Source organism: Acidovorax sp. 100 (assembly GCF_003688355.1).
Classification (GTDB): domain Bacteria; phylum Pseudomonadota; class Gammaproteobacteria; order Burkholderiales; family Burkholderiaceae_C; genus Acidovorax; species Acidovorax delafieldii.
The window spans coordinates 2,085,169-2,109,725 of record NZ_REFD01000001.1; the positions used below are offsets into that span (position 1 = coordinate 2,085,169).

Here is a 24,557-nt window from a genome sequence, read left to right on the forward strand (position 1 = left end):
GCTGTGCATGGTACTGCGGCTTGTCAACGACTCACCAACGGTGTCGCCAGCGCATGCAGCGCGGTCAGCAGTTGCGCCACATCGTCGGTGGTGTGCGCGGCGGACAGCGCAATGCGCAGCCGCGCCGTGCCCGCTGGCACGGTGGGCGGGCGGATGGCAGGCACCCACAGTCCTTTGGCGCGCAGGCCTTCCATCACCGCCAGCGCCGCTTCGTTGCTGCCGATGATCAGGGCCTGCACGGGGGTGTGCGACGGCAGCAGGTGCCAGCCCAGCGATGCAGGCAGCGTGGACAGGCCTTGGCGCAGTTGCGCGATGAGTCCGTCCAGATTTGCACGCCGGTCGTCGGCTTCCTCCATGAGCTGCAGGCTTTGGCGCAGTGCGCTCGCCAGCAGCGGTGGCGCGGCGGTGGCAAAGATGTAGGTGCGCGTTTTTTGCAGCAGCCATTCGATGAGGGCTGCATCGCCGGCCACAAAAGCGCCCGCCACGCCCGCTGCCTTGCCCAGCGTGGCCATGTACAGCACGCGGCGCGAGGCGTGGGGGCCCGTCAGCCCCGCCTGTGCCAGGCTGCCGCGCCCCTGGGGGCCCAGCACGCCAAAGCCGTGGGCATCGTCCAGCAACAACAGCGCGTCGTAGCGCTCACACAGCGCGAGCAGGGCTGGGATGTCGATGAGATCGCCGTCCATGCTGAACACCGCATCGCTGATCACCAGCTTGCGCCGAGCGGGGCTGGCGGCAAGCTGCGCTTCCAGCGCTGCCAGGTCGGCGTGGGGATAGCGGTGGATGGTGGCGCGCGACAGGCGGGCACCGTCGATCAGGCAGGCGTGGTTGAGTGCATCGGAGAACAGCGCATCGCCGTCACCCACCAGCGCGGGGACGATGCCGGTGTTAGTGGCATAGCCCGCGTAGAAGTACAGGGCCCGGGGCAGTTGTACATAGGCCGCCAGATCGTGCTCCAGCGCATCGTTGGCAGCGCTGTGGCCGCTGACCAGCGGCGAGCCGCCCGAGCCCACGCCATAGTGGTGTGTGGCCTCGCGCGCGGCTTCGGCCAGCGCAGGGTGGCCGGCCAGGCCCAGGTAGTCGTTGCTGCAAAAGGCCAGCATGGGCTGGCCGTCCACCAGCAGGCGGGCACCGCCGGCGGGCTGCACCACACGGCGGCGGCGCAGCAGGTGGGCGCGTTCGATGTCGGCCAGGCGCGCGGGGATCTCGTCGAGCCACGACGTTTGTGGTGCCGTGGCGCTTGTCATCGCCAGTCCTTGGGCAAATCAAACACCAGGCTGCCGGGTTCGGGTAGCTCCTGGTGCGGCACATCGGCCAGCAGCGGTGCACCCAGCCGGGTGCGCAGGTAGGCAATGTTGTCCTCCATCGCCTCCATGTCGGGGTCCACCCGGTTGGCCACCCAGCCCGCCAGCGTGAGGCCCCGCGCACGGATGGCCTCAGCGGTCAGCAACGCATGGTTCAGGCAGCCCAGCCGCAAACCCACCACCAGCACCACCGGCAAGGCCAGGGCTTGGGCAAGGTCTGCGCCAGTCAGCGTATCGGTGAGCGGCACATGAAAGCCGCCTGCTCCTTCCACCACCACGGCGTCGGCCTGAGCGGCCAGCGTTTGGTAGCTGGCGACGATGGCAGCGATGTCGATCTGCACACCCGCCCGCGCCGCGGCGATGTGGGGCGAGAGCGGGTCGGGCAGCAGCACGGGGTTGTCCAGCGATGGCGGCACGGCCAGGGTAGAGGCCGAGCGCAGCGCAATCGCGTCTTCACTGGCCCAGTCGTCCCCCCAGGGCACCAGGCCAGCCGCCACGGGCTTCATGCCCACCACGCGGCGGTGGTGGCGCGCCAGAGCGTGTAGCAGCCCGGCGGCCACCAGCGTCTTGCCGACACCGGTGTCGGTGCCGGTCACAAAACATCCCATCATCAACTTTCCTCCTGCAGGGTGGCGTTCAGCGCATCAAGCGCGCCGCTGGCAAGGCACTGGACGGCCTCGTCGTCGAGCGCATAGGGCGGCATGGCGTACAGCGTTTTGCCAATGGGTCGCAGTACCAATCCGCGTGCCATCGCGTGCTGGTGGTAACGGCGCGCAAAGTCGGGCAGGGTAGTGTCTACATCCCAGGCCCAGATCATTCCAAGATGGCGTGCATGCTGCACACGCGGGTGCTGCGTGAGGGGGGGACAGGCCACATCGATGCGCTGCGCCAGTGCCTTGTTGGTTTTCAGCGCATCCAACTGTTCAAACAACTCCAGCGTGGCCAGCGCTGCGCGGCAGGCCAGCGGGTTGCCGGTGTACGAGTGCGAATGCAGAAAGCCCCGCGCCACATCGTCGTCGTAGAACGCGGCGTACACCGCATCGGTGGTGAGCACGGCCGACAGCGGCAGTGTGCCGCCCGTGAGGCCTTTGGACAGGCAAATGAAATCCGGCCGGATTCCGGCCTGCTGGTGGGCGAACATGGTGCCCGTGCGGCCAAAGCCCACGGCGATTTCGTCTACCACCAGGTGCACCTCGTAGCGGCTGCACAGCGCACGTGCCAGGCGCAGGTATTCGGGGTCGTGCATCGCCATGCCGGCCGCGCATTGCACTAGGGGCTCGACGATGAAGGCGGCGGTGGTTGTGTGGTGCTCCTGCAGCCATGCTTCCAGCGCGGCAGCTGCGCGTCGGGCCACGTCCTGGGCGGTCTCCCCCGGTGCCGCACCGCGTGCGTCAGGGCTGGGCACGGTGTCGGCCAGGCGCACCAGCGGGGCATAGGCTTCGCGAAAGATCGCAATGTCGGTCACGGCCAGCGCGCCCACGGTTTCGCCGTGGTAGCCACCGGCCAGACCCACAAAGCGGCTCTTGGCGGGGCGACCGGTGTTGCGCCAGCAGTGTGCGCTCATCTTCAGAGCGATCTCGGTGGCGGCTGCGCCGTCGCTGCCGTAGAACGCATGGCCCAGACCGGTGAGGGCGGCCAGGCGCTCGGACAGCTCCACCACGGGCGCATGGGTAAAGCCCGCCAGCATCACGTGGTCCAGCTGGCCCAGTTGGTCCACCAGCGCGGCCTGGATATGCGGGTGGCTGTGGCCGAACAGGTTGACCCACCAGGAGCTGATGCCGTCCAGGTAGCGCTTCCCATCGGTGCCGTAGAGCCACGGGCCCTGCGCGCGGGCAATCGCCACGGGGGGCTGGGCCTCGTGCCGCTTCATCTGGGTGCACGGGTGCCAGACGGCAGCCAGGCTGCGGGCCACCAGAGCGTCATGGGTCGGTGCCATCGTTACAGGGCCTGCGTGGGCACTGCGTGGCGCAGTTCCGTCTGGCGGTTGTGGTCGTCCACAAACACCAGTTGCGGCTGGTGCGCGGCCACCTGGTCTTCGTGCACCTGGGCGAAGGCCGCAATGATGATGAGATCGCCCACTGCAGCACGGCGTGCGGCCGAGCCGTTCACCGAGATCATGCCGCTGCCGCGCTGGCCCTTGATGGCATAGGTGACAAAGCGCTCGCCGTTGTTGATGTTCCAGATGTGGATCTGCTCGTTCTCTGCGATGTTGGCGGCGTCCAGCAGGTCTTCGTCGATGGCGCAGGAGCCTTCGTAGTGCAGCTCGCACTGGGTCACGGCCACGCGGTGGATCTTGGATTTGAGCAGGGTGCGGAACATCGGGCTTCCTTGGGTGAAGTCTGTGAACTTTTGGGGGGTGGCCTGCCGGTGGCAGGGCCATGGCCGGTCAGGGCTGTGGAAAGTCCAGCGCGCAGCTGTCGCCCAGCGCCTCGCGCCACACGCGCACGCGGCTCAGGCTGGCGCGCAGGTCGGCGGGCAGCGCCTGGGCGATGAACAGGCACAGGTTCTCCAGCGTGGGTGTGCCCAGGCCGGGCACTTCGTCGAGCATGTGGTGGTCCAGCTGCTCGCGCACCACGGCCAGGCCCTGGCGCAGCAGGCCCAGGTCCAGCACCATGGCGGTGGCAGGGTCGCGCGGGCCGGTCAGGAACACTTCGGCATGGTAGGTGTGGCCGTGTACGCGGCGGCTGCCTTCGGCCTCGATCTCGCGGCGCAGGGTGTGGGCGGCGTCGAAGAAAAAGCGCTGGGAGATGGTGAACAACATACGGAAACCCGAAAAGAAAACCGCGTCACCGGATGCCGGTGAGCTTGTGGGTTTGCAGGCTCAATCGCCATGCAGGGTGGGCCAGGCAGGCGTCAATGCAGGCGGCAGTGTTCTGGCGCTGCAGCAGGCCGTCCATGGGCTGCAGAAAGCGGTGGGTGAACTGCGTGTCTTGCTCCAGCGCCTGCAGGTCAAAGCCGGGCTGGGGCCAGACCAGTTTCAGCTCCTGCCCGCTGCGCTGCACCCACGGGGCACCGGCCTTGGGGCTGATGCACAGCCAGTCGATGCCTTCGGGGGCGGCAACCGTGCCGTTGCTTTCGACGGCGATGCGGAACTGCTGGGCGTGCAGCGCGTCGATCAGCGCTGCATCGACCTGCAGCAGGGGCTCGCCACCCGTCAGCACCACCAGGCGGTGGCCCGCGCCTGCAGGCCATTGGGCGGCGATCAGCTCTGCGAGTGCTGTGGCCGTTTCGAACTTGCCGCCCAGCGTGCCATCGGTGCCCACAAAGTCGGTGTCGCAGAACTGGCAGATGGCCTGCGCGCGGTCCTGCTCGCGGCCCGTCCAGAGGTTGCAGCCTGCAAAGCGGCAGAACACGGCGGGTGTGCCCGCCTGGCCGCCTTCGCCTTGCAGGGTGTAGAAAATTTCTTTGACGCTGTAGGTCATCGGGCCACCGGTGGTACGAGAAGGGTGGGGGCGGCAGGCGCTGCCACCTCGGGGTAGTCGCGGCTGAAATGCAGGCCCCGGCTTTCGCGGCGCAGCTGGGCGCTTTTCACGATGAGGTCGGCCACCTGCACCAGGTTGCGCAGCTCCAGCAGGTCGCGCGTGACGTGGAAGTGTGCGTAGAACTCCTGGATCTCGCCCTGCAGCATCGCAATGCGGTGCGCGGCGCGCTCCAGGCGCTTGTTGGTGCGCACGATGCCCACGTAGTCCCACATGAAGCGGCGCAGCTCGTCCCAGTTGTGGGAGATGACGACGGATTCATCCGCATCGGTCACGCGGCTGTCGTCCCAGGCGGGCACGGTGGGCAGTTCTGTGGTCGGCGCTGCGGCGATGGCCTGCGCGGCGGCGCGTGCAAACACCATGCATTCGAGCAGCGAGTTGCTGGCCAGGCGGTTGGCGCCGTGCAGGCCGGTGCAGGCCACCTCGCCCACGGCGTACAGGCCGGGCAGGTCGGTGCGGCCCGCCAGGTCGGTCAGCACGCCGCCACAGGTGAAGTGGGCGGTGGGCACCACCGGGATGGGCTCCTTCGTGATGTCGATGCCCAGCGACGCGCAGTGGGCCAGGATGTTGGGGAAGTGCTCCTGCAAAAACGCGGGGCTCTGGTGCGAGATGTCGAGGTGCACGCAGTCCAGCCCGTGTTTCTTCATCTCGAAGTCGATGGCGCGGGCCACCACGTCGCGCGGGGCCAGTTCGGCGCGCGGGTCGTGGTCGAGCATGAAGCGCGTGCCGCCGGCAGAGGGGGGCAGCTTGAGTTGTCCACCTTCGCCACGCACCGCCTCGCTGATGAGGAAGGATTTTTCGTGCGGGTGGTACAGGCCCGTGGGGTGGAACTGGATGAACTCCATGTTCGCCACGCGGCAGCCCGCGCGCCAGGCGGCGGCAATGCCGTCGCCCGTGGCGGTGTCGGGGTTGGTGGTGTACAGGTACACCTTGCCTGCGCCGCCCGTGGCCAGGATGGTTTGCGGGGCGCGGAAGGTGACGACCTCGTCGGTGTCGCTGTCCAGCGCATACAGCCCCAGGCAGCGGTGGCCCGGCAAGCCCAGCTTGCGCGTGGTGATCAGGTCCACCAGCGTGTGCTGCTCGAACAGCGTGATGCCGGGCGTGGCACGCACCACGTCGATCAGTGTGCGCTGCACGGCCGCGCCGGTGGCGTCGGTTACGTGGGCAATGCGGCGCGCGCTGTGGCCGCCTTCGCGCGTGAGGTGCAACTGGTCGCCTTCGAGCGTGAAGGGCACGCCCAGCTGGCGCAGCCAGGCGATCGATGCGGGCGCGTTCTCCACCACAAAGCGCGTGGTGGCCAGGTCGCACAGGCCTGCGCCGGCCACCAGCGTGTCTTCGATGTGGGCAGCAAAGCTGTCGTCGTCGGCCAGCACTGCGGCAATACCGCCCTGGGCCCAGCCGCTCGATCCATCTTGCAGCGTGCGCTTGGTGATGACGGCCACGCGGTGCGTGGGCGCCAGGTGCAGGGCGGCCGAGAGGCCGGCGAGGCCGCTGCCTACGATGAGAACGTCGAAGTCGTGGGATGCCATGGGCGTGTGAAGGGGGTAATGCCACGGCCACCGGCCAGGGCGGTGAACAGTGGAAGGCGGCCCTAGGCCGGCGTGTAGGCCAGGCGCACGTAGATGGGCGCAAACGCTTCGGCCTGCGTGATCTCGATCAGCGTCTCTTTGGCCAGCTCCAGCAGTGCAATGAAGGTCACCACCAGCACGGTGCTGCCTTTTTCGGGCTCGAAGAGTTCTTCAAACTCCACAAAACGCCGGCCCTGCAGGGTCTTGAGCACCATGCTCATGTATTCGCGCACGCTCAGTTCCTCGCGCGTGATGCGGTGGTGCTGTACCAGCTTGGCGCGTTTGAGGATGTCGCGCCAGGCCTCCTGCAGCTCCACCACATGCACGTCGGGAAAACGCGGCTGCAGGCTTTGTTCGATGTAGACCTGGGCTTTGAGGAAGTCGCGGCCGTACTGCGGCAGCTGCCCCAGGCGGGCTGCGGCCATCTTCATCTGCTCGTATTCGAGCAGGCGGCGCACCAGCTCGGCGCGTGGGTCCTCGGGTTCTTCGCCTTCTGCCTGCTTCTTGGGCGGCAGCAGCATGCGCGACTTGATCTCGATCAGCATGGCGGCCATCAGCAAATACTCGGCCGCCAGTTCCAGGTTGCGGCTGCGGATCTCGTCCACATACGCCAGGTACTGCTTGGTCACCCCCACCATGGGGATGTCGAGGATGTTGAAATTCTGCTTGCGGATCAGGTACAGCAGCAAATCCAGCGGGCCTTCAAAGGCTTCGAGGAAGACCTCGAGCGCGTCGGGCGGGATGTACAGGTCCTGCGGCAGCGCAAACAGCGGCTCGCCGTACAGGCGCGCCAAGGCCACCTGGTCCACCACCACGGGCATACCCGCCGCGTCCAGCGAGGGCGCGCCGGGCGAGTCTGCCGCTTCGGCTGCGTTCGCAGTGGTCATGGTTTGCTATTGAATCAGGAGCTATCAGCGCAATAAATACCTGCGCTTGCGGCTAAAAAGATGCTCAATCGGCGTTGGTCTGGTACACGTAGGGCTTCTGGGCCACCTGGGCGTCGCGGTACTCGCCCCAGATCTTGCGGTCCACCTGCTTGTCCCACAGCAGGGCACGGCCGGCTTGTTGCTGCTGGTCCAGTTCGGGACGGCTCGCCTTGAGCTGGTTGATGAACTGGGTGGCGTCGGATTGGTAGTCGGGGCGGCGGAAAATAGACATGGACTGTGAACTCTTTCTTGGAACGCGTCAGGCACAGTGATGCACCGAAGGTCCAAGATTTTACCGGGACGAATTTATGCGCTTGATATATCGCTCCGCTGCCCTGGCGGCCGCCACCCTTTCCCTGCTGGTGCTTGCCGCCTGCGACCCGCAACGCATCAGCGAACTCAAGGAGGGCGTTTCGACCGAAGCCGACGTGCGCGACCGCTTCGGCGCCCCCGAGAACGTGTGGGACGAGCCCGGTGGCGCGCGCACCTTCGAGTACAACCGCCAGCCTGCCGGCCAGGTCAACTACATGATCACCATCGGCCCCGACGGCCACATGACCGCGCTGCGCCAGGTGCTGACGCCCGAGACCTTTGCGCGTGTGTCGCCCGGCATGCGCATGGACGAGGTGCGCCGCCTGCTGGGCAAGCCCGCCAAGGTCACGCCCTACGAGCTGAAAAAGGAGACCTGGGCCGACTGGCGCTACCTGGAGGCCCCCAACCAGTCCAAGGTCTTCACGGTGGTCTATGGGCCCGACCAGTTTGTGCTGCGCACGCAGACGGGTGCGGACACGGACGCGCCCGAGTTCAAGGGCGGGAAGTAGCGGCACCTTCGCGCACTGGCCCGCACTGGCGCGTTGCTTGCTTCTCATCTTGCAGACTGAACGCTGGACGCGCGCCGGGCTGCCCCCAAGTGCCCAGCACTCCCCCGGCGGAAAGCCTCCGCGCCTTTGCCACGCTCCCCATCGCTGAACGCCCATGCCCGATACCAAGCCCCCCGCCCACGACGCCGCACCGCCGCTATCCGCCCTGCGCCATGGCACCTTTGAAGACGCCCAGGCCCTGTTCGCGGGCACCCTGTTTGTGGCCATGGCGCTCATGCTGTTCAACCAGGCGGGGCTGCTGGTGGGCGGCACGGCGGGCGCGGCGTTCTTGCTGCACTACGTCACCGGCATCTCGTTCGGCAAGCTGTTCTTTGTGGTCAACCTGCCGTTCTACTGGTTTGCCTGGACGCGCATGGGGCGCGAGTTCACGATCAAGACCTTTGTCTGCGTGGGCCTGCTGTCGCTGCTGACCGAGCTGTTCCCGCACGTGATGCATGTGGACTACCTGAACCCGCTGTTCGCCTCGTTGCTGGGCGGGCTGCTGCTGGGCACGGGCTGCCTGTTCCTGGCACGCCACCGCTCCAGCCTGGGTGGCGCCACCGTGGTGTCGCTGTACCTACAAGGCCGCTACGGCATGCGTGCGGGCAAGGTGCAGATGATGATCGATGGCACCGTCGTGCTGCTCGCACTGTGGGTGGTGCCGGTAGACCGTGTGGCGTATTCGGTGCTGGCGGTGCTGGTGATGAGCGGGTTTTTGTGGATCAGCCACCGGCCAGGGCGCTACGTGGGCCATTGAGCGAGACAGCCGCCAGCGCGGTGGCTGACAGTCTCGTCGGTTGAACAAGACCCCGGGGTTCTGAGTCCCGCCAAACGCTACGGGGCCATTCCATTCTCTGCGTCAACCCTGCTTCAGTGGGGTGCGCTTGCGCGTTCTCCCGCCATAGAGTTCCAGGCACCCCGCCTGCACCCGCGCGAGGGAGCCGGACCTATTCGTGCCTCCCGAGGGGTTGAAGTGTCCATGCAGTTCACAGACCCGGAGAACCCTTGATGTATCGAAATTTTTCTGCCATGGCCGAGGCCCTGCGTGCGAGGCTTGCCGGTGCGGCATGGGCGTTGCCTCTGGTCATGGCAGGCGCCCTGGCAGCTTGCGGCGGCGGTGGTGGGGACTCTGCCGAGCCACCGCCTCCCCTACCACCGCCTGCCGTGGTGCAGCATCCGGTGGGGGGTACGGTGACGGGGCTGACGGGCACCCTGGTACTCGCCAACGGAACGGGTGAGGAAGTGAGCATCACGGCCAGCGGCAGTTACGTCACCAACGTTGCGCAGGGGCAGGCTTACAACATTGTTGTGCGCACCCAGCCGGTGGGGCAGACCTGCGTGGTGGAAAACGGCTCGGGTGTGGTGACGGGCCCGGTCACCAACATCCTGGTGACCTGCACCACCAACACCTATGTGGTGGGTGGGACCGTCACGGGCCTGGTGGGGGGGCTGAGGCTGCGGCTGAACGGCGCTGCAGATTTGCTGCTGACTGACAACGGCGCTTTCCGGTTTGAATCGCCGGTGCCTCACGGTAGCGCCTATGCGGTCACGGTGTATGCGCAGCCTGTGGATCAGGCCTGTACGGTCGAAGCTGGCACCGGAGTCGCCGTGGCGCCGGTCACCCAGGTGAGGGTGCTTTGCAGCGCGATCTATACGCCGCCTCCGCCACCGCCCCCACCGCCGCCAGCTCCTCCGGCGCCGGGTGGCCTGGGCATTGGCTACGGGACGAAGGCGCTGATCTTTTCGTGGACTTCGGCGCCGGGTGCAACCAGCTACACGGTGTACGAGGACCCGGATGGCGCAGGCCCGCTGACACCCGTGCAGATCGGGTCCACCGCCACCACAGGGCTGACCTATGCAGTACCGGTGCTGCTGCACCTGCGGCTGAATGCCACCTACACCGTGCTGGCCTGCAATGCGGGTGGTTGCAGCGCCCCGTCGACTTCTGTGGCGGCCGACATGGTGCGCGCCGTTGGGTACTTCAAAGCGTCGGCGACCACCGCCGAAGGCCGCTTTGGCAACCGCGTGGCCTTGTCCAGCAACGGCACCACCTTGGCCGTGGGGGCCTATGGCGAGGGAGGCAACACCGGCGCGGTGTACGTCTTCACGAAGAGTGGCGCCACGTGGTCGCAGCAGGCGCGCATTGCCGCCCCCAACGGCGAGGCCAACGATTATTTTGGCAATGCCGTGGCGCTGTCTGCCGACGGCAACACGCTGGCCATCGGCGCGGATGGCGAGAGCGGCGACCAGAAGGGCACGTTTGCGACGATGCCCGCCACCAACAACCTGGCCAGCAACTCAGGCGCCGTCTATGTGTATTCCCGCACGGGCGCCGTCTGGTCGCAGCAGGCATTCATCAAGGCGAGCAACGCAGATGCCGACGATCTTTTCGGTTCATTCGTAGCCCTCTCGAACGACGGCAACACCCTGGCGGTGGGGGCCTATAACGAGGATGGTGACCTGACCGGAACACACGGCAATGCAGCCTATGCTGCGTCTGGGGCCGCCTACGTCTTTGCCCGCACGGGCACCAGCTGGGCACAGCAAAGCTACCTCAAGGCCGCCAACGCCGGTGCGGGAGATTTCTTCGGCATCTACCTCAGCCTGTCTGGCGCGGGCGACACCCTGGCGGTGGGTGCGTTCTTTGAGCGCAGCGCCCTGGCGAGTGATCCTGCGGACGACACCTTGACCAATGCCGGTGCGGCTTATGTGTTCCAGCGCAATGCGGGGGCATGGTTGCAGCAGGCCTATCTGAAGGCCCCCAGTCCCCAAGCGCAGGACCGCTTCGGTGTGTCGGTCATCCTGTCAGGCGACGGCAACACGCTGGCGGTTGGCATGGATGGAGACAGCAGCAACTACACAGGCACCTTCGTCGTGCCGCCACCGCGCAACACCCTGGCACTCAACTCTGGCGCGGTGTTTGTGTTCATTCGCGCAGGTGGCGTCTGGCAGTCACAGGCGTACTTGAAAGCCTCCAACACCCGCACCCCCCACCGGTTTGGCAACAACTTGGCCATGTCCAGCGACGGCAACACGCTGGTGGTGCCGTCATACCGCGACGACAGCAATGCGCGCGGATTCAATGGCGACCAGGCCAACACCGCCGCTGCGGATGCGGGCGCTGTGCTGGTGTTTCGCCGCAGCGCGGGCACCTGGGCGCAGCAAGCCTACCTGAAGGCACCCAATACGGGCGCTGGGGACCGGTTTGGTGGACGTGTGGCGATAACGGGTGACGGCACTACGCTGGCCGTGGGGGCATCCACCGAAGACAGTGGATCGACTGGCATTGGCGGCAATCAGTCGGACGAAAGCAGCACCAACGCCGGCGCGGTGTACCTGTACTGAAAACTGGATGAAGGGTGGCAGTCAACATGCCGCCCCTTCCGCTATCAGCGAATGGCGAGGGGCTCAGCACCCCTCGGCATCCTTGACGGTTGCTTTGTCTATGAGCGTTGCACGCCTTACCGCACCCGCATGCCGGGCGTGGCGCCCGGCCAGGGGTTGAGCACGTAGATGCCGGGGTTGGCCTTTTCGTCACCATGGCTGGCGGCCAGCACCATGCCTTCGCTCACGCCAAACTTCATCTTGCGCGGGGCGAGGTTGGCCACCATCACGGTGTGCTTGCCCACCAGGTCTTCGGGCTTGTAAGCGCTGGCAATGCCGCTGAACACGTTGCGCGTGCGGCCTTCGCCCACGTCCAGCGTCAGGCGCAGCAGCTTGGTGGAGCCTTCGACCGGCTCACAGTTCACGATCAGCGCAATGCGCAGGTCGATCTTGGTGAAGTCGTCGATGGTGATGGTGGGGGCGAGTTCTTCGCCGCCAGGGTGGGAGTTGGTTGCTACGGTTTCTGTAGCTGCTGGCGCTTGTTCTGCTTGCGCTGGGGCCTCAAACAAGGCCTCAAGCTGCTCGGGGGTGACGCGCTGCATCAGGTGCTGGTAGGGCTGGATGGCCTGCACGTCGCCCGCCACGTTCCACTGCTGCATGTTCACGCCCACAAAGCCTTGCACCGCCTGGGCCAGGCCCGGCAGCACGGGGGCCAGGTAGCGGGTGAGCGTGGCAAAGGCGTTGACCAGCACCGAGCACACCTGGTGCAGGGCCTCGTTGTTGGCAGCGTCCTTGGCCAGATCCCAGGGCTTGTTCTGGTCCACATATGCGTTGACCTTGTCGGCCAGCAGCATGATCTCGCGCGTGGCCTTGCTGTATTCCCGCGTTTCGTACATCTGCGCGATGGCGTCGCTGGCACCGCGCACCTCGGCCAGCAGGGCTGCGCCCGTGGTGCCAAATTGGTCGGTCAGCTTGCCGTCAAAGCGCTTGGTCAAGAAGCCCGCCGCCCGGCTGGCAATGTTCACGTACTTGCCGATCAAATCGCTGTTCACCCGCAGCATGAAGTCTTCGGCATTGAAGTCGATGTCTTCGTTGCGTGCGCTCAGTTTGGCCGCCAGGTAGTAGCGCAGCCATTCGGCATTCATGTTCAGGCTCAGGTACTTGAGCGGGTCCAGGCCCGTGCCCCGGCTCTTGCTCATCTTCTCGCCGTTGTTCACGGTCAAAAAGCCGTGCACAAACACGTTGTTGGGCGTCTTGCGGCCGCTGAAGTGCAGCATGGCGGGCCAGAACAGGGTGTGGAAGGTGACGATGTCCTTGCCAATGAAGTGGTACTGCTCCATCGCCGGGTCGGCCATGTAGGCGTCGTAGCTTTCGCCGCGCTTTTCCAGCAGGTTCTTCAGCGACGCGAGGTAGCCCACGGGCGCGTCCAGCCACACGTAGAAGTATTTGCCGGGCGCGTCGGGGATCTCGATGCCGAAGTAGGGCGCGTCGCGGCTGATGTCCCAGTCGCCCAGGCCTTCGCTGGTGGTGCCGTCGGGGTTGGTGCGGACGGTGAACCACTCCTTGATCTTGTTGGCCACCTCGGGCTGCAGCTTGCCGTCCTGCGTCCAGTTCTCCAGAAACTCCACGCAGCGTGGGTCCGACAGCTTGAAGAAGAAGTGCTCCGAATTCTTCAGCTCGGGCTTGGCACCCGACAGGGCCGAGAAGGGGTTGATGAGGTCGGTGGGCGCGTACACCGTGCCGCACACCTCGCAGTTGTCGCCGTACTGGTCCTTGGCGTGGCACTTGGGGCATTCGCCCTTGATGTAACGGTCGGGCAGGAACATGTTCTTCTCGGGGTCGAAGAACTGCTCGATGGTGCGCACCTCGATCAGACCACCGTCGGCGCGGTCGCGCAGGTCGCGGTAGATCTGGCGGGCCAGCTCGTGGTTTTCGGGCGCGTCGGTGCTGTGCCAGTTGTCAAAGCTGATGTGAAAGCCGTCCAGGTACTGCTTGCGGCCGGCAGCAATGTCGGCCACGAACTGCTGGGGCGTCTTGCCGGCCTTCTCGGCGGCAATCATGATGGGCGCGCCGTGGGTGTCGTCGGCCCCCACAAAGTTCACCGCGTGGCCCTGCATGCGCTGGTACCGCACCCAGATGTCGGCCTGGATGTATTCCATGATGTGGCCGATGTGGAAGTTGCCGTTGGCATAGGGCAGGGCGGTGGTAACGAAGAGTTTGCGGGCGGAGGTCGTCATGGAATGCGGCTTTCTCAGGCGGAACCCGTGATTTTAGGCGGTCGGCAGTGTCCTTGACCGCTGCAGGCGCTGCACCGGATAGGCCCGGTCGCGCAGGTGCCAGCCGTGGCCTGTGCGCCAGCCTCTGACGGCGCCACACTGCCCCGCAGTCAAATAATCATGAGGAGACAACACATGGCCAGAACATGGGCAAAAGGGGTGGGGTGGGGCGTGGGTGGCGCGATATTGGTGGTGGCTGCCTATCTGGCGATGTGGCCTGTGCCCATTCAGCCGGTGGCCTGGACTGCACCTGCCGCCCCTGGCTACCAGGGCGTACACGCCCCCAACCAGCGCCTGGCCCAGCTGAACATCATTGATCTCAAAGGCGAGGTGGGCCCCGAGCACATCGCCTTTGGCAAGGACGGCAAGCTCTACACCACCGTGCTCAGCGGCAACATTTTGCGCATGAACCCCGACGGCTCGGGGCAGGAGGTGTTTGCCAACACCGGCGGGCGGGTGCTGGGGTTCGACTTCGATGCGGCGGGCCACCTGATCGCGGCCGATGCCATCAAGGGCCTGCTGTCCATTGCGCCCGATGGCAAGGTCACCGTGCTGGCCGACAAGGTGGGCAACGACCCCATCCGCTATGCCGACGCCGTGGTGGTGGCCCAAAGCGGAAAGATGTACCTGAGCGATGCCTCCACCCGGTTTGCCCCCAAGGACTGGGGCGGTACGTTTGAGGCCAGTGTGCTCGACATCCTCGAGCAGGCCAGTACGGGCCGGGTGATCGAATATGACCCCGCCACCCGCACCGCACGCGTGGTGGCCCGGGGCATCAGCTTTGCCAACGGCGTGGCGCTGAGCCAGGACGAGAAAAGCCTGTTCGTCAACGAAACCGGCAAATACCGGGTGTGGAAGATTGCGGTGGATGCGAATGACCTCGACATTGGTCAGGCCAGCCCCCAGGCCCGCGTGCTGCTCGACAACCTGCCCGGCTACCCCGACAACCTGATGCGCGGGCAGGACGGCAAGGTGTGGCTGGGCTTTGCCAAGCCACGCGGAGCCGCCATCGACAACATGGCGGGCAAGCCCTGGCTGCGCAGCCTGACCCTGCGCCTGCCGCGCGCGCTCTGGCCCATTCCCCAGCCCTACGGCCACGTGATCGCGTTCACCGACGATGGCAAGGTGGTGGCCGACCTGCAGGACCCGAGCGGCGCCTACCCCGAGACCACGGCCATCACCGAGACGGCCGACCGGCTGTATGTGCAAAGCCTGCACGCACACGGCCTGGGCTGGTTGCCAAAACCGTAGGGGGCCAGCGGTTCAGTCCTCCGCTCCGTGGTGCTTCGTCCGCACCTCGGCACCGGTATCCGTCCATCCAAAAAATTGGCACACCTCGGCCCGCATGGCCAGGGTGTCGGCCCGGCCCAGGGCCATCAGCTCCTGCGTGTAGCCGGACTCGAACAGCAGGTAGCTGGCCAGCGCCGCGCCGCGCACATCGGCCATGTTGGACGTGACCCCCAGGGCGCCCAGCATGGTGCGCACGGGGCCCGGCAGATCGCCCACATGGCGCGCAGCCACGGCGTCCAGGCGCTGCGAGGGGGCGATCACCAGCAGCTCTATGGGGCGCAGCGCGCTATGCAGGCGCTTTTCTTCGGGGATCAGCGACAGGGTCTGGTTGATGCGCTGCACGCGCTCCACGTCCACCGCCAGCGCATCCAGAAAGATGTTGGACAGCGCATGCCCCGCGATCTGCGCCAGCGTGGGGTAGGTGGCCGTGGGGTTGGCGGCGGCATCGCCCTTGGGCTCGTGCATGCGGCCCGCGCCGATCACCAGGATGCGCTCGGCCCCCAGATGGATGGCCGGGGCAATAGGCGCCGACTGGCGCATGGAGCCATCGCCGAAGTATTCGATGTGGTCATCCACCTCGATGCCCTTGGCCGGAAAGATGAAGGGAATGGCCGAGGACGCGAGCAGATGCTCGTGCGTGATGCGGTCGCTGGCCGCCTTGCGCTGGGAGCGCACCCAGGGCTTGACGGGCGTGGCCGCTTCAAAAAAGGTGACGTGCTCGCCCGAGCTGTAGCTGGACGCCGTCACGGCGAGCGCGGTGAGATGCCCCTTGCGAATCAGCCGGGGCAGGCGCACCAGGGGCACCATCTTGACCAGCAGCTTCTCCAGCGGCGAGTTGTCCAGCAGCGAGCGCGGCCGCATGCGCCGCCAGCGTGCCAGCGCCCAGCCCAGCGACACCAGCGTGAGCCAGCGCGCGCCGCTGCGCATCACGCTGAGCGAGTCGGCGCCATACACCTGGCTGGCATGGAACTGCCGCCACACGCGTGCAATGCGGCGTACCGCACGGTCAAAGTGGTCGGCTCCGCAGGCCAGGGCGGCTGCGTTGATGGCCCCCGCCGAGGTGCCGGTGATGATGGGAAAGGGGTTGGGGCCGCCGCCTTCGCCACAGGCCTGGCGCAGGTCGGCAATGGCTTCCAGCACCCCCACCTGGTAGGCAGCGCGGGCACCGCCGCCGGTCAGCAGCAGGCCCGTGGCGGGTGTGGCAGCTACGTTGCCAGGGGCTGCGGTAGGGGTTGTGGGGGGCATGGACGGTGGGGCGGTGTAAGGCTCCCAGTGTGGAGGGGCGCCCGGGCGCAGCTCATGTGGGAAAACCCGCATGTGCGGGCCACCCCACAGGGGGGTGGTCTTAGAACCTGTTCACAGTCTTTTTGGAGATTACATTGGAGTGCAATCGGGAGGAGTGGAAGCTTCGGATGCGCCGCATGGGCTCATGCCCATGCAAGCAGCCGGGGCGCCAAAACTCCGAGTTCATCGGCCCGATTTCACTCCAACCCTTCGGGCAAGTGCCTTGCCGGGCGGTCTGCGGCGGAGCAAATCTTGCCAATAGCACGGGCTATTGGCAGCGCACCGCGCCTTGCATCCCATCCCGGCAAGGCACTTGTGCAACTCCAAAAAGACTGTGAACAGGTTCTTAACGCTGCTTGAGCAGCAGTTGCGCCACCGCGTCACCTTGCAGCACCACGATGCCGTGCTCCCGGGCAAACGCCTGGGCGTTCTCGCTGACCTGGCCGAGGGCGGCCACGTAAACGCCCGCCGACGCATCGGCAGCGGTCATGGCCGTGTGCAGCTCCCGCAGGGGCTCCACCCCGTGGGTAGCGGCCTTCCAGCGCTTGGCGCTGACCAGCGTGGTCTTGCCCCCCTGGCTCAGGCGCATGTCGGCCCCGGTGGCGTTGCTGCCGGTCAGGCGCTCCACGCTGTAGCCTGCGCGTTCCCAGGCGGTGGCCAGGGTGTCGGCGAAGCTGCGCCAGGGCATGCTGCCCACGGCCTCCAGCATCTCCACCACCTTGGCGGGGTTGGGCGCGCGCAGTTGCTTCCAGGCTGCAATGCAGCCCACCACAAAGATGGGGAACCCTGCCAGCGCGCCCACGACAAAGTACTCCTTGGGCAACAACGCCCCGGCCGCCAGCGTGATGAGGCCCACCACCACAAAGCTGATCCACCACGGCGAGCGCAGCAGGACGGCAAACAGGGAGTTTTCGGACATCTTGAATTTCACGGGAGGCCTTTTTGGAGAGAGCGACGATGCAATGCGGTGCGCATTGTCCTTCAGCGGCAGGGGGCGGGAGCTTGGGAATAGACTACCGGCCCCACAGGAGTTATTTGAATGGCAGTCACCGAACAGGGCCTTTTGGCCGCACTTTCCAGCGTGCTGGACCCCCATACGGGCAAGGATTTTGTCAGCAGCCGCGCCCTGCGCAACCTGCAGATCACCGGTGGCGACGTGGCGTTTGACGTGGAACTGGGCTACCCCGCCAAGAGCCTGGTGCCCGAGCTGCGCCGCAGCCTGGTGGCTGCCGCCAAGGGCGTGGCGGGCGTGGACAACGTGTCGGTCAACATCACCACCAAGGTCATCGCCCATGCCGTGCAGCGCGGCGTGCAGCTCTTGCCCCAGGTCAAGAACATCATCGCCGTGGCCTCGGGCAAGGGCGGCGTGGGCAAGAGCACCACGGCCGCCAACCTGGCCCTGGCCCTCGCTGCAGAAGGCGCCAGTGTGGGCGTGCTCGACGCCGACATCTACGGCCCCAGCCAGCCCATGATGCTGGGCATCAACCGCCGCCCCGAAAGCGACGACGGCAAGACCATGGAGCCGCTCGAAAACTACGGCGTGCAGGTCATGTCCATCGGCTTCCTGGTGGACCAGGACGAAGCCATGATCTGGCGCGGCCCCATGGCCACCCAGGCGCTGGAGCAGCTCTTGCGCCAGACCAACTGGAAAGACCTGGACTACCTCATCATCGACATGCCGCCCGGCACTGGCGACATCCAGCTCACGCTGAGCCAGCGCGTGCCCATGACCGGCGCCGTGATCGTGACCACACCGCAGGACATCGCTCTGCTGGACGCCAAGAAGGGCATCAAGATGTTCGAGAAGGTGGGCGTGCCCATCCTGGGCATCGTCGAGAACATGGCAGCCCACGTGTGCAGCAACTGCGGCCACGTGGAACACATCTTTGGCGCCGATGGCGGCAAGAAGATGGCAGCCGAATACCACATGGACTACCTGGGCGCGCTGCCGCTGGACATGAGCATCCGCCTGCAGGCCGACAGCGGCAAGCCCACCGTGGTGGCCGACCCGGACGGGGACGTGGCCAAGATCTACAAGAAGGTGGCGCGCGATGTGGCGGTGAAGATCGCCCAGCAGGCCAAGGACTTCTCGAACAAGTTCCCCACCATCTCGATCAGCAAGAACACCTGATCCTCCCGAGTCGCCCACCGCGCCATGAACCTGCTCGCGTCCCTGCGCTACCTAGTGGCGCTGCACGAGCACCGGCACTTTGGCCGGGCGGCGCAGGCCTGCCACATCACGCAGCCGGCGCTCTCCAACGCGCTGCGCGCGCTGGAAAAGGAGTTTGGCGTGGTGGTGGTGCGCCGGGGGCGCAGCTTCGAGGGCTTCACGCCCGAGGGTGAGCGTGTACTGGCATCCGCCCAGCGCATGCTGCACGAGCACCAGGTGCTGCAGCAGGACCTGAGCGGCGACGCCGCCCACCCGCGCGGCACGCTGCGCCTGGGCGCGGTGCCCACGGCCATGCCCATCCTCGCGCGGTTTGCGGCGCAGCTGCAGGCGCGGCACCCGGGCATCGTGCCGGTGGCACTGTCGATGAGCTCGCAGGCGCTGGAGGCCGGGCTGGAAAACATTTCGCTGGACCTGGCGTTGGGCTACACCGAGCGCATGCCCGCACGCGGCGGCCCGCTGCAGGCCTGGCCGCAGTATGTCGAGCACTACTTTCTGCTGCGCCGCGCACCGCGCCCGCCCCAGGGCCCGGCGCGTGGGCTGCAGATCGGCCCGCCCATGGCCTGGGCCGATGCAGCGGCCTTGCCGCTGTGCCTGCTCACCCCGGAGATGCACAACCGCAGCCTGGTCGATGGCGCCTTCCGCGCGGCAGGCGCCACGGTCATGCCCGCCATGGAAACCGATTCGGTGCTGACCCTGGCGTTGAGCGTGGTGGCGGGCCAGTTGTGCAGCGTCCTGCCCGGGGCGCTGGTCGATGCCGTGCGCGGCCATGAGGGGCTGGAGGCCCTGCCGCTCAAGGGCCCGGTGCTGACCACCCCCATCGGATTCATGTCGCACCGCCAGGTGCAGCCCACCCGCGCCCTCGATGCAGCGCTGGCACTGGCGCAGAGCCCCGACTGGCTGCAGCACGCCGCCGCACACAGTGGGCTTCTGGTCGCAGATTGAGCACTGACCGCACGGGTTGCGGTGGGTGATTCATGGGCGGCTGCAAAAACGGCCGTTTCATTTGTTTTTGTGATCGACCCATGTGCATCGGCAATTTGACGCCGCAGGCGCCCGTGGCCGACACTGCGGCGGCCCGGGCACCCTATGCAGGTGCCTGCATACAACCAGATCAACGCCCCACGCCCCCGGTCCATGCACCTTGCCCCAGAAGCCCCCACCGTCGCCGCCGTGTCCGTCAACGACATGCGCGAACGTATTCGCCGCAAAAGCCGTCTCAAGGGCCGCCAGCCCGAAGACGCGGCCATGGCCGAGGTGGCGCAACTGCTGGGCCCGCGCCTGGCCACCGGCTTTCGGCGTGACCTGCTCATCGAATACCTGCACCGCCTGAACGACCACTTTGGCGTGCTGCACGACCGGCACCTTGTGGCACTCGCCAAGCAGATGAACCTGCCCATGGCCGAGGTGTACGAGGTGGCGAGCTTCTACCACCACTTCGAGATCGTGCGTGGTGAAGAGGCCCAGGCGCCCCGCCTGGTGGTGCGGGTGTGCGACAGCCTGAGCTGCAGCATGGCGGGCGCCCGCGACCTGCTGGCCGCGCTGCCCGAGCGCCTGCGCGCGGCCGGGCAGGGCGATGTGCAGGTGTTGGCTGTGCCCTGCGTGGGCCGGTGCGAGCAGGCGCCCGTGGCGGTGGTGCATCAGTGCCCGGTGCCCCACGCCACGGTCGGTGGGGTGCTGGAAGCTATTGATTTGAAGCCCAATCGGGCGGTGGCGCTACATCCATATGCCCAAGGTGCTATCAATTTTGATATTGCTGAGTGTGTGGAGGCGAGCGTGCCTGCGCAGCCGGATGGAATCAGCCCCGCACACACCGACCTGGCCACCTACCGTGCGCATGGTGGCTACCAGACCGCCGCTGCGTTGGTCAATGGCGAGATGGACGCCGAGGCGGTGCTGGCCGCCATGGAAGACTCCGGCCTGCGCGGATTGGGGGGCGCAGGCTTTCCGGCCGGGCGCAAGTGGCGCATCGTGCGCGAGCAGGCCGCGCTCGCCGAGCGCCGGGCCGCCCCAAGCGAGGCGACGGCCCCCTCGGGGGGCAGCGGACCACGCGAAGCGGGGGAGCGTGGGGGCACGGCCGTGATGGCCGTCAACATCGACGAGGGCGAGCCCGGCACCTTCAAGGACCGCACCTACCTGGAGCGCGACCCGCACCGCTTTTTGGAAGGCGTGCTCATCGCCGCCCAGGTGGTGGGCACCGAGGCCATCTATATCTACCTGCGCGACGAATACCACGGCTGCCGTGCGCTGCTGCAGCGGGCTTTGGATGACCTGCGTGCCGAGCCGCCGTGCCCCTTGCCCCACATCGAGCTGCGGCGCGGCGCGGGTGCCTACATCTGCGGCGAAGAGTCGGCCATGATCGAGAGCATCGAAGGCAAGCGTGGCGAACCCCGCATGCGCCCGCCCTACATCGCGCAGGTGGGTCTGTTCGGCCGGCCCACGCTGGAGCACAACTTCGAGACGCTGTACTGGGTGCGCGACATCGTGGAGCGCGGCCCGCAGTGGTTTGCCAGCTTCGGCCGCCACGGCCGCAAGGGCCTGCGCAGTTTCAGCGTGAGCGGCCGGGTTAAGCACCCGGGCGTCAAGCTTGCTCCGGCGGGCATCACGGTGCAGGAACTCATCGACGAATACTGCGGCGGCATGTTGGACGGCCACCAGCTCTATGCCTACCTGCCCGGCGGCGCCTCAGGCGGCATCCTGCCCGCCAGCCTGAACCAGATTCCCCTGGACTTCGACACGTTGCAGCCCTACGGCTGCTTCATCGGCTCGGCCGCCGTCATCGTGCTCAGCCAGCACGACCGCGCGCGCGACGCGGCGCTGAACGTGATGCGCTTTTTTGAACATGAAAGCTGCGGCCAGTGCACGCCCTGCCGTGTGGGCACGGCCAAGGCGGCCACGCTGATGCAAGCGCCGAAGTGGGATGAAGAACTGCTCGACGATCTGGCACAGGTAATGGCCGACGCTTCCATCTGCGGCCTGGGCCAGGCTGCGCCCAACCCCATCCGCTGCATCCACAAATACTTTGCGCACGAAGTGGGCGAGGGGCCTTGGCCGGGCGATTTGCCCAAGCCGCGTAACAGCCCGTTGACCGAACAACTGCCTACCGGGGTGAAGCCATGAGCGCCGTGTTGACTTCTGCCGCAGCTCAGCCCGGCGTGGCTTTCGAGCTGGACGGCCAGCCCGTCACCGCCCATCCTGGCGAAACCATCCTGAAGGCTGCGCAGCGCCATGGCGTGGAGATTCCGCACCTCTGCTACTCCGACGGCCTGCGCCCCGACGGCAACTGCCGCGCCTGTGTGGTGGAGATCGCGGGCGAGCGCACGCTGGCCCCCAGCTGCTGCCGCGCGCCGACCGAGGGCATGAAAGTGCAGGCCGCCAGCCCCCGCGCCCGCAAGAGCCAGCAGATGGTGGTGGAGATGCTGCTGTCCGACATGCCGGACGTGGGCTACCAATGGAACGATGGGGCTGAATATGCTCCTGAATTAATAGCTGTTAGCGCATATTCATCTAGCGCTACAGGCCCATTGGATTCAAAAATTGCTCCAGCGGCAGGCCAGCACGGCGAGCTGAGCCGCTGGGCCAGCCGCCTGGGCGTCACCGTGCGCCCCGCGCTCCAAGCCCTGCGCCGCGAGCAACCCGCGCCCGATCTGAGCCATCCGGCCATGGCTGTGAATCTGGATGCCTGCATCCAGTGCAACCGCTGCGTGCGCGCCTGCCGCGAAGAGCAAGTGAACGATGTGATCGGCTACGCGCTGCGCGGTGCCGACAGCAAGATCGTCTTCGACCTGGATGACCCCATGGCCGAGAGCACCTGCGTGGCCTGCGGCGAATGTGTCCAGGCCTGCCCCACGGGCGCGCTCAGCCCCAAGACCCACGTCGGCTCGCAAAAGGTGGACCGCAAGGTCGACTCGGTCTGCCCCTTCTGCGGCGTGGGCTGCCTCATCACCTACAACGTGCGCGATGAAAAGATCATCAGCGTCGAAGGCCGCGACGGCCCGGCCAACCACGGCCGCCTGTGCGTGAAAGGGCGCTTCGGTTTCGACTACGCCCACCACCCCGACCGCCTCAGGGTGCCGCTGATCCGCAAACCCGGTGTGCCCAAGGAGGTGCGCCCCTACGGTGCCGACTGGCGCGACACCTTCCGCGAAGCGACCTGGGACGAGGCGCTGGGCCTGGCCGCCGGCACGCTCAGGTCGCTGCGCGATACGCACGGCCCCAAGGCGCTGGCGGGCTTCGGCTCGGCCAAGGGCAGCAACGAAGAGGCCTACCTGTTCCAGAAGCTGGTGCGCACCGGCTTTGGCAGCAACAACGTGGACCACTGCACGCGGCTGTGCCACGCGTCCAGCGTGGCCGCGCTGCTCGAAGGCGTAGGCTCCGGCGCGGTGAGCAACCCGGTGCACGACGTGGAGCATGCCGAGCTGATCTTTGTGATCGGCTCCAACCCCACGGCCAACCACCCCGTGGCCGCCACCTGGATGAAAAACGCTGCACAGCGCGGCGCGAAGATCGTGCTGGCCGACCCGCGCATCACGGACATCGGCCGCCATGCCTGGCGCACGCTGCAGTTCAAGGCCGACACTGACGTGGCCATGCTCAACGCGCTGATCCACACGGTGATCGACGAAGGCCTGGTGGATGAGGCCTTCATCCGCGACCGCGCCAACAACTTTGAGGCGCTCAAGGCCAACGTGATGGGCTGCAGCCCCGAGGCCATGGCGCCCGTGTGCGGCATCCCGGCCGAGACGCTGCGCGAGGTGGCGCGTGCGTTTGCCACATCCAGGGCATCGATGATTCTCTGGGGCATGGGCGTGAGCCAGCATGTGCATGGCACCGACAACGCGCGCTGCCTGATTGCGCTGTGCGCCGTCACCGGCCAGATTGGCAAGCCCGGCTCGGGCCTGCACCCGCTGCGCGGCCAGAACAACGTGCAGGGCGCGAGCGACGCGGGGCTGATCCCCATGATGTTCCCCAACTACCAGCGCGTGGACAACGCCGGGGCGCATGCGTGGTTTGAACAGTTCTGGGGCACTCCGCTGGACGAGACCCCCGGCTACACCGTGGTCGAGATCATGCACAAGGCCCTGGCGCCTGACAGCGACCCGCACAAGGTGCGCGGCATGTACATCATGGGCGAGAACCCCGCCATGAGCGACCCCGACCTGAACCACGCGCGCCACGCGCTGGCCAGCCTGTCGCACCTGGTGGTGCAGGACATCTTTATGACCGAAACCGCCTGGCTGGCCGACGTGGTGCTGCCCGCCAGCGCCTGGCCCGAAAAGACCGGCACCGCCAGCAACACCGACCGCATGGTGCAGATGGGGCGTCGCGCGTTGAACCCGCCGGGCGATGCGCAGCCGGACCTGTGGATCATTCAGCAGATCGCCCAGAGGATGGGCCTTGGCTGGAACTACGAAGGCGAAGAGTCGGGCGTAGCCGCCGTGTACGACGAAATGCGGCAGGCCATGTACGCGAGCATCGAGGGCATCACCTGGAACCGGCTGGAGCGCGAGTCCAGCGTGACCTACCCGTGCCTCACAGAGGGCGACCCCGGCCAGCCCATCGTCTTCACCGAGAAATTCCCCACGCCCACGGGCCGCCTGCAGTTGGTGCCCGCCAGCGTGATCCCGGCGGCAGAGAAGCCCGATGCCGACTACCCCCTGGTGCTCATCACCGGTCGCCAGCTGGAGCATTGGCACACCGGCAGCATGACGCGGCGCAGCACCGTGCTGGACGCGATCGAGCCCATGGCCACCGCGTCGCTGCACGGTGACGAACTGGCGCGGCTGGGCGTGGCGCCCGGCGCGCTGGTGGGCATCCGCTCGCGGCGCGGCATGGTGCAGGTGCGCGTGCGCCGCGACGATGGCACGCCGCGCGGCACGGTGTTCATGCCATTTGCCTATGTGGAGGCGGCGGCCAATCTGCTCACCAACGCGGCGCTGGACCCGTTCGGCAAGATCCCCGAATTCAAATATTGCGCGGTGGCGGTGGAGGTCATGCAGGCCACTGGCGTGCCGGGCTGACACCGCGCGATCCGTACGCTGGCTGTGGGGCTTTGCGCCGCGCGCTGCGGGCAAGGGGTTAC

General features: G+C 66.8%; 20 protein-coding genes. 8 read left to right on the forward strand and 12 right to left on the reverse strand.

Annotation, left to right across the window (positions count from 1 at the left end; genetic code table 11):
* Positions 1-23: 23 nt before the first annotated feature.
* The 9 genes from bioF to C8C96_RS09745 all read right to left on the reverse strand — a co-directional run bounded on the left by bioF (position 24) and on the right by C8C96_RS09745 (position 7,506).
* Entirely contained in the window at positions 24-1,244 is a 1,221-nt protein-coding gene (gene bioF / locus C8C96_RS09705) for an 8-amino-7-oxononanoate synthase (protein WP_121942177.1), read from the reverse strand.
* Positions 1,241-1,912: a dethiobiotin synthase gene (gene bioD, locus C8C96_RS09710; protein ID WP_121942178.1), complete on the reverse strand. Its 672-nt coding sequence runs from the start codon at positions 1,910-1,912 to the stop codon at positions 1,241-1,243. The genes bioF and bioD overlap by 4 nt, the downstream gene beginning before the upstream one ends.
* Positions 1,912-3,237 (reverse strand): adenosylmethionine--8-amino-7-oxononanoate transaminase, encoded by a 1,326-nt coding sequence (bioA, locus tag C8C96_RS09715; protein ID WP_121942179.1) that lies wholly within the window; start codon positions 3,235-3,237, stop codon positions 1,912-1,914. The genes bioD and bioA overlap by 1 nt, the downstream gene beginning before the upstream one ends.
* A 2-nt stretch (positions 3,238-3,239) precedes the next feature.
* The gene (gene panD, locus C8C96_RS09720) at positions 3,240-3,620 is read right to left on the reverse strand and encodes an aspartate 1-decarboxylase (RefSeq protein ID WP_056058565.1); all 381 of its coding nucleotides are present in this window, start codon (positions 3,618-3,620) and stop codon (positions 3,240-3,242) included.
* A gap of 67 nt (positions 3,621-3,687) precedes the next feature.
* Positions 3,688-4,062 carry a 6-carboxytetrahydropterin synthase gene (locus tag C8C96_RS09725; protein WP_121942180.1) on the reverse strand — a complete coding sequence of 125 codons (375 nt, stop codon included), beginning with the start codon at positions 4,060-4,062 and terminating at the stop codon, positions 3,688-3,690.
* 25 nt (positions 4,063-4,087) lie between these two features.
* Positions 4,088-4,723: a 7-carboxy-7-deazaguanine synthase gene (gene queE / locus C8C96_RS09730; RefSeq protein ID WP_056746775.1), complete on the reverse strand. Its 636-nt coding sequence runs from the start codon at positions 4,721-4,723 to the stop codon at positions 4,088-4,090.
* Complete coding sequence (gene nadB, locus C8C96_RS09735; protein WP_121942181.1) at positions 4,720-6,309, reverse strand: L-aspartate oxidase; 1,590 nt, start codon at positions 6,307-6,309, stop codon at positions 4,720-4,722. Before nadB ends, queE begins: the two co-directional genes overlap by 4 nt.
* A 62-nt stretch (positions 6,310-6,371) precedes the next feature.
* Entirely contained in the window at positions 6,372-7,235 is an 864-nt protein-coding gene (locus tag C8C96_RS09740; RefSeq protein WP_199737458.1) for a ScpA family protein, read from the reverse strand.
* Positions 7,236-7,299: 64 nt separating this feature from the next.
* A complete protein-coding gene (locus tag C8C96_RS09745) occupies positions 7,300-7,506 on the reverse strand; it encodes a DUF3460 family protein (RefSeq protein WP_056058580.1) in 207 nt (68 codons plus the stop codon).
* A 76-nt stretch (positions 7,507-7,582) separates the two neighbouring features.
* On the opposite strand from C8C96_RS09745, the gene C8C96_RS09750 reads away from it, so the two are divergent.
* The 3 genes from C8C96_RS09750 to C8C96_RS09760 all read left to right on the forward strand — a co-directional run bounded on the left by C8C96_RS09750 (position 7,583) and on the right by C8C96_RS09760 (position 11,479).
* Positions 7,583-8,095 carry an outer membrane protein assembly factor BamE gene (locus C8C96_RS09750; protein WP_121942182.1) on the forward strand — a complete coding sequence of 171 codons (513 nt, stop codon included), beginning with the start codon at positions 7,583-7,585 and terminating at the stop codon, positions 8,093-8,095.
* 154 nt (positions 8,096-8,249) lie between these two features.
* A complete protein-coding gene (locus C8C96_RS09755; RefSeq protein WP_121942183.1) occupies positions 8,250-8,891 on the forward strand; it encodes a YitT family protein in 642 nt (213 codons plus the stop codon).
* A 251-nt stretch (positions 8,892-9,142) separates the two neighbouring features.
* The gene (locus C8C96_RS09760; protein WP_121942184.1) at positions 9,143-11,479 is read left to right on the forward strand and encodes an integrin; all 2,337 of its coding nucleotides are present in this window, start codon (positions 9,143-9,145) and stop codon (positions 11,477-11,479) included.
* A 116-nt stretch (positions 11,480-11,595) separates the two neighbouring features.
* Here C8C96_RS09760 and metG read toward each other — a convergent pair whose 3' ends face one another.
* The gene (metG, locus tag C8C96_RS09765; protein WP_121942185.1) at positions 11,596-13,695 is read right to left on the reverse strand and encodes a methionine--tRNA ligase; all 2,100 of its coding nucleotides are present in this window, start codon (positions 13,693-13,695) and stop codon (positions 11,596-11,598) included.
* 174 nt (positions 13,696-13,869) lie between these two features.
* Between metG and C8C96_RS09770 the strand changes: the two genes are divergently transcribed.
* The gene (locus C8C96_RS09770) at positions 13,870-14,985 is read left to right on the forward strand and encodes an SMP-30/gluconolactonase/LRE family protein (RefSeq protein ID WP_199737459.1); all 1,116 of its coding nucleotides are present in this window, start codon (positions 13,870-13,872) and stop codon (positions 14,983-14,985) included.
* Between the two features lie 12 nt (positions 14,986-14,997).
* Here the strand turns inward: C8C96_RS09770 and C8C96_RS09775 are convergent, their stop codons facing one another.
* Positions 14,998-16,269, reverse strand: a complete 1,272-nt coding sequence (locus C8C96_RS09775) for a patatin-like phospholipase family protein (RefSeq protein ID WP_121942187.1) — start codon at positions 16,267-16,269, stop codon at positions 14,998-15,000.
* Positions 16,270-16,654: 385 nt separating this feature from the next.
* On the reverse strand, positions 16,655-17,227 hold the full coding sequence (locus C8C96_RS09780) for a restriction endonuclease (protein ID WP_056746975.1): 573 nt from the start codon (positions 17,225-17,227) through the stop codon (positions 16,655-16,657).
* A gap of 120 nt (positions 17,228-17,347) precedes the next feature.
* Here C8C96_RS09780 and apbC point away from each other — a divergent pair, with 120 nt between their 5' ends.
* The 4 genes from apbC to fdhF all read left to right on the forward strand — a co-directional run bounded on the left by apbC (position 17,348) and on the right by fdhF (position 24,495).
* A complete protein-coding gene (gene apbC / locus C8C96_RS09785; RefSeq protein ID WP_056746768.1) occupies positions 17,348-18,439 on the forward strand; it encodes an iron-sulfur cluster carrier protein ApbC in 1,092 nt (363 codons plus the stop codon).
* 24 nt (positions 18,440-18,463) lie between these two features.
* On the forward strand, positions 18,464-19,420 hold the full coding sequence (locus tag C8C96_RS09790) for a LysR substrate-binding domain-containing protein (protein ID WP_121942188.1): 957 nt from the start codon (positions 18,464-18,466) through the stop codon (positions 19,418-19,420).
* 192 nt (positions 19,421-19,612) lie between these two features.
* Positions 19,613-21,595, forward strand: coding sequence for an NAD(P)H-dependent oxidoreductase subunit E (locus tag C8C96_RS09795; RefSeq protein ID WP_121943952.1), 1,983 nt, complete (start codon positions 19,613-19,615; stop codon positions 21,593-21,595).
* Entirely contained in the window at positions 21,592-24,495 is a 2,904-nt protein-coding gene (gene fdhF / locus C8C96_RS09800; RefSeq protein WP_121942189.1) for a formate dehydrogenase subunit alpha, read from the forward strand. The genes C8C96_RS09795 and fdhF overlap by 4 nt, the downstream gene beginning before the upstream one ends.
* Positions 24,496-24,557: the final 62 nt, after the last annotated feature.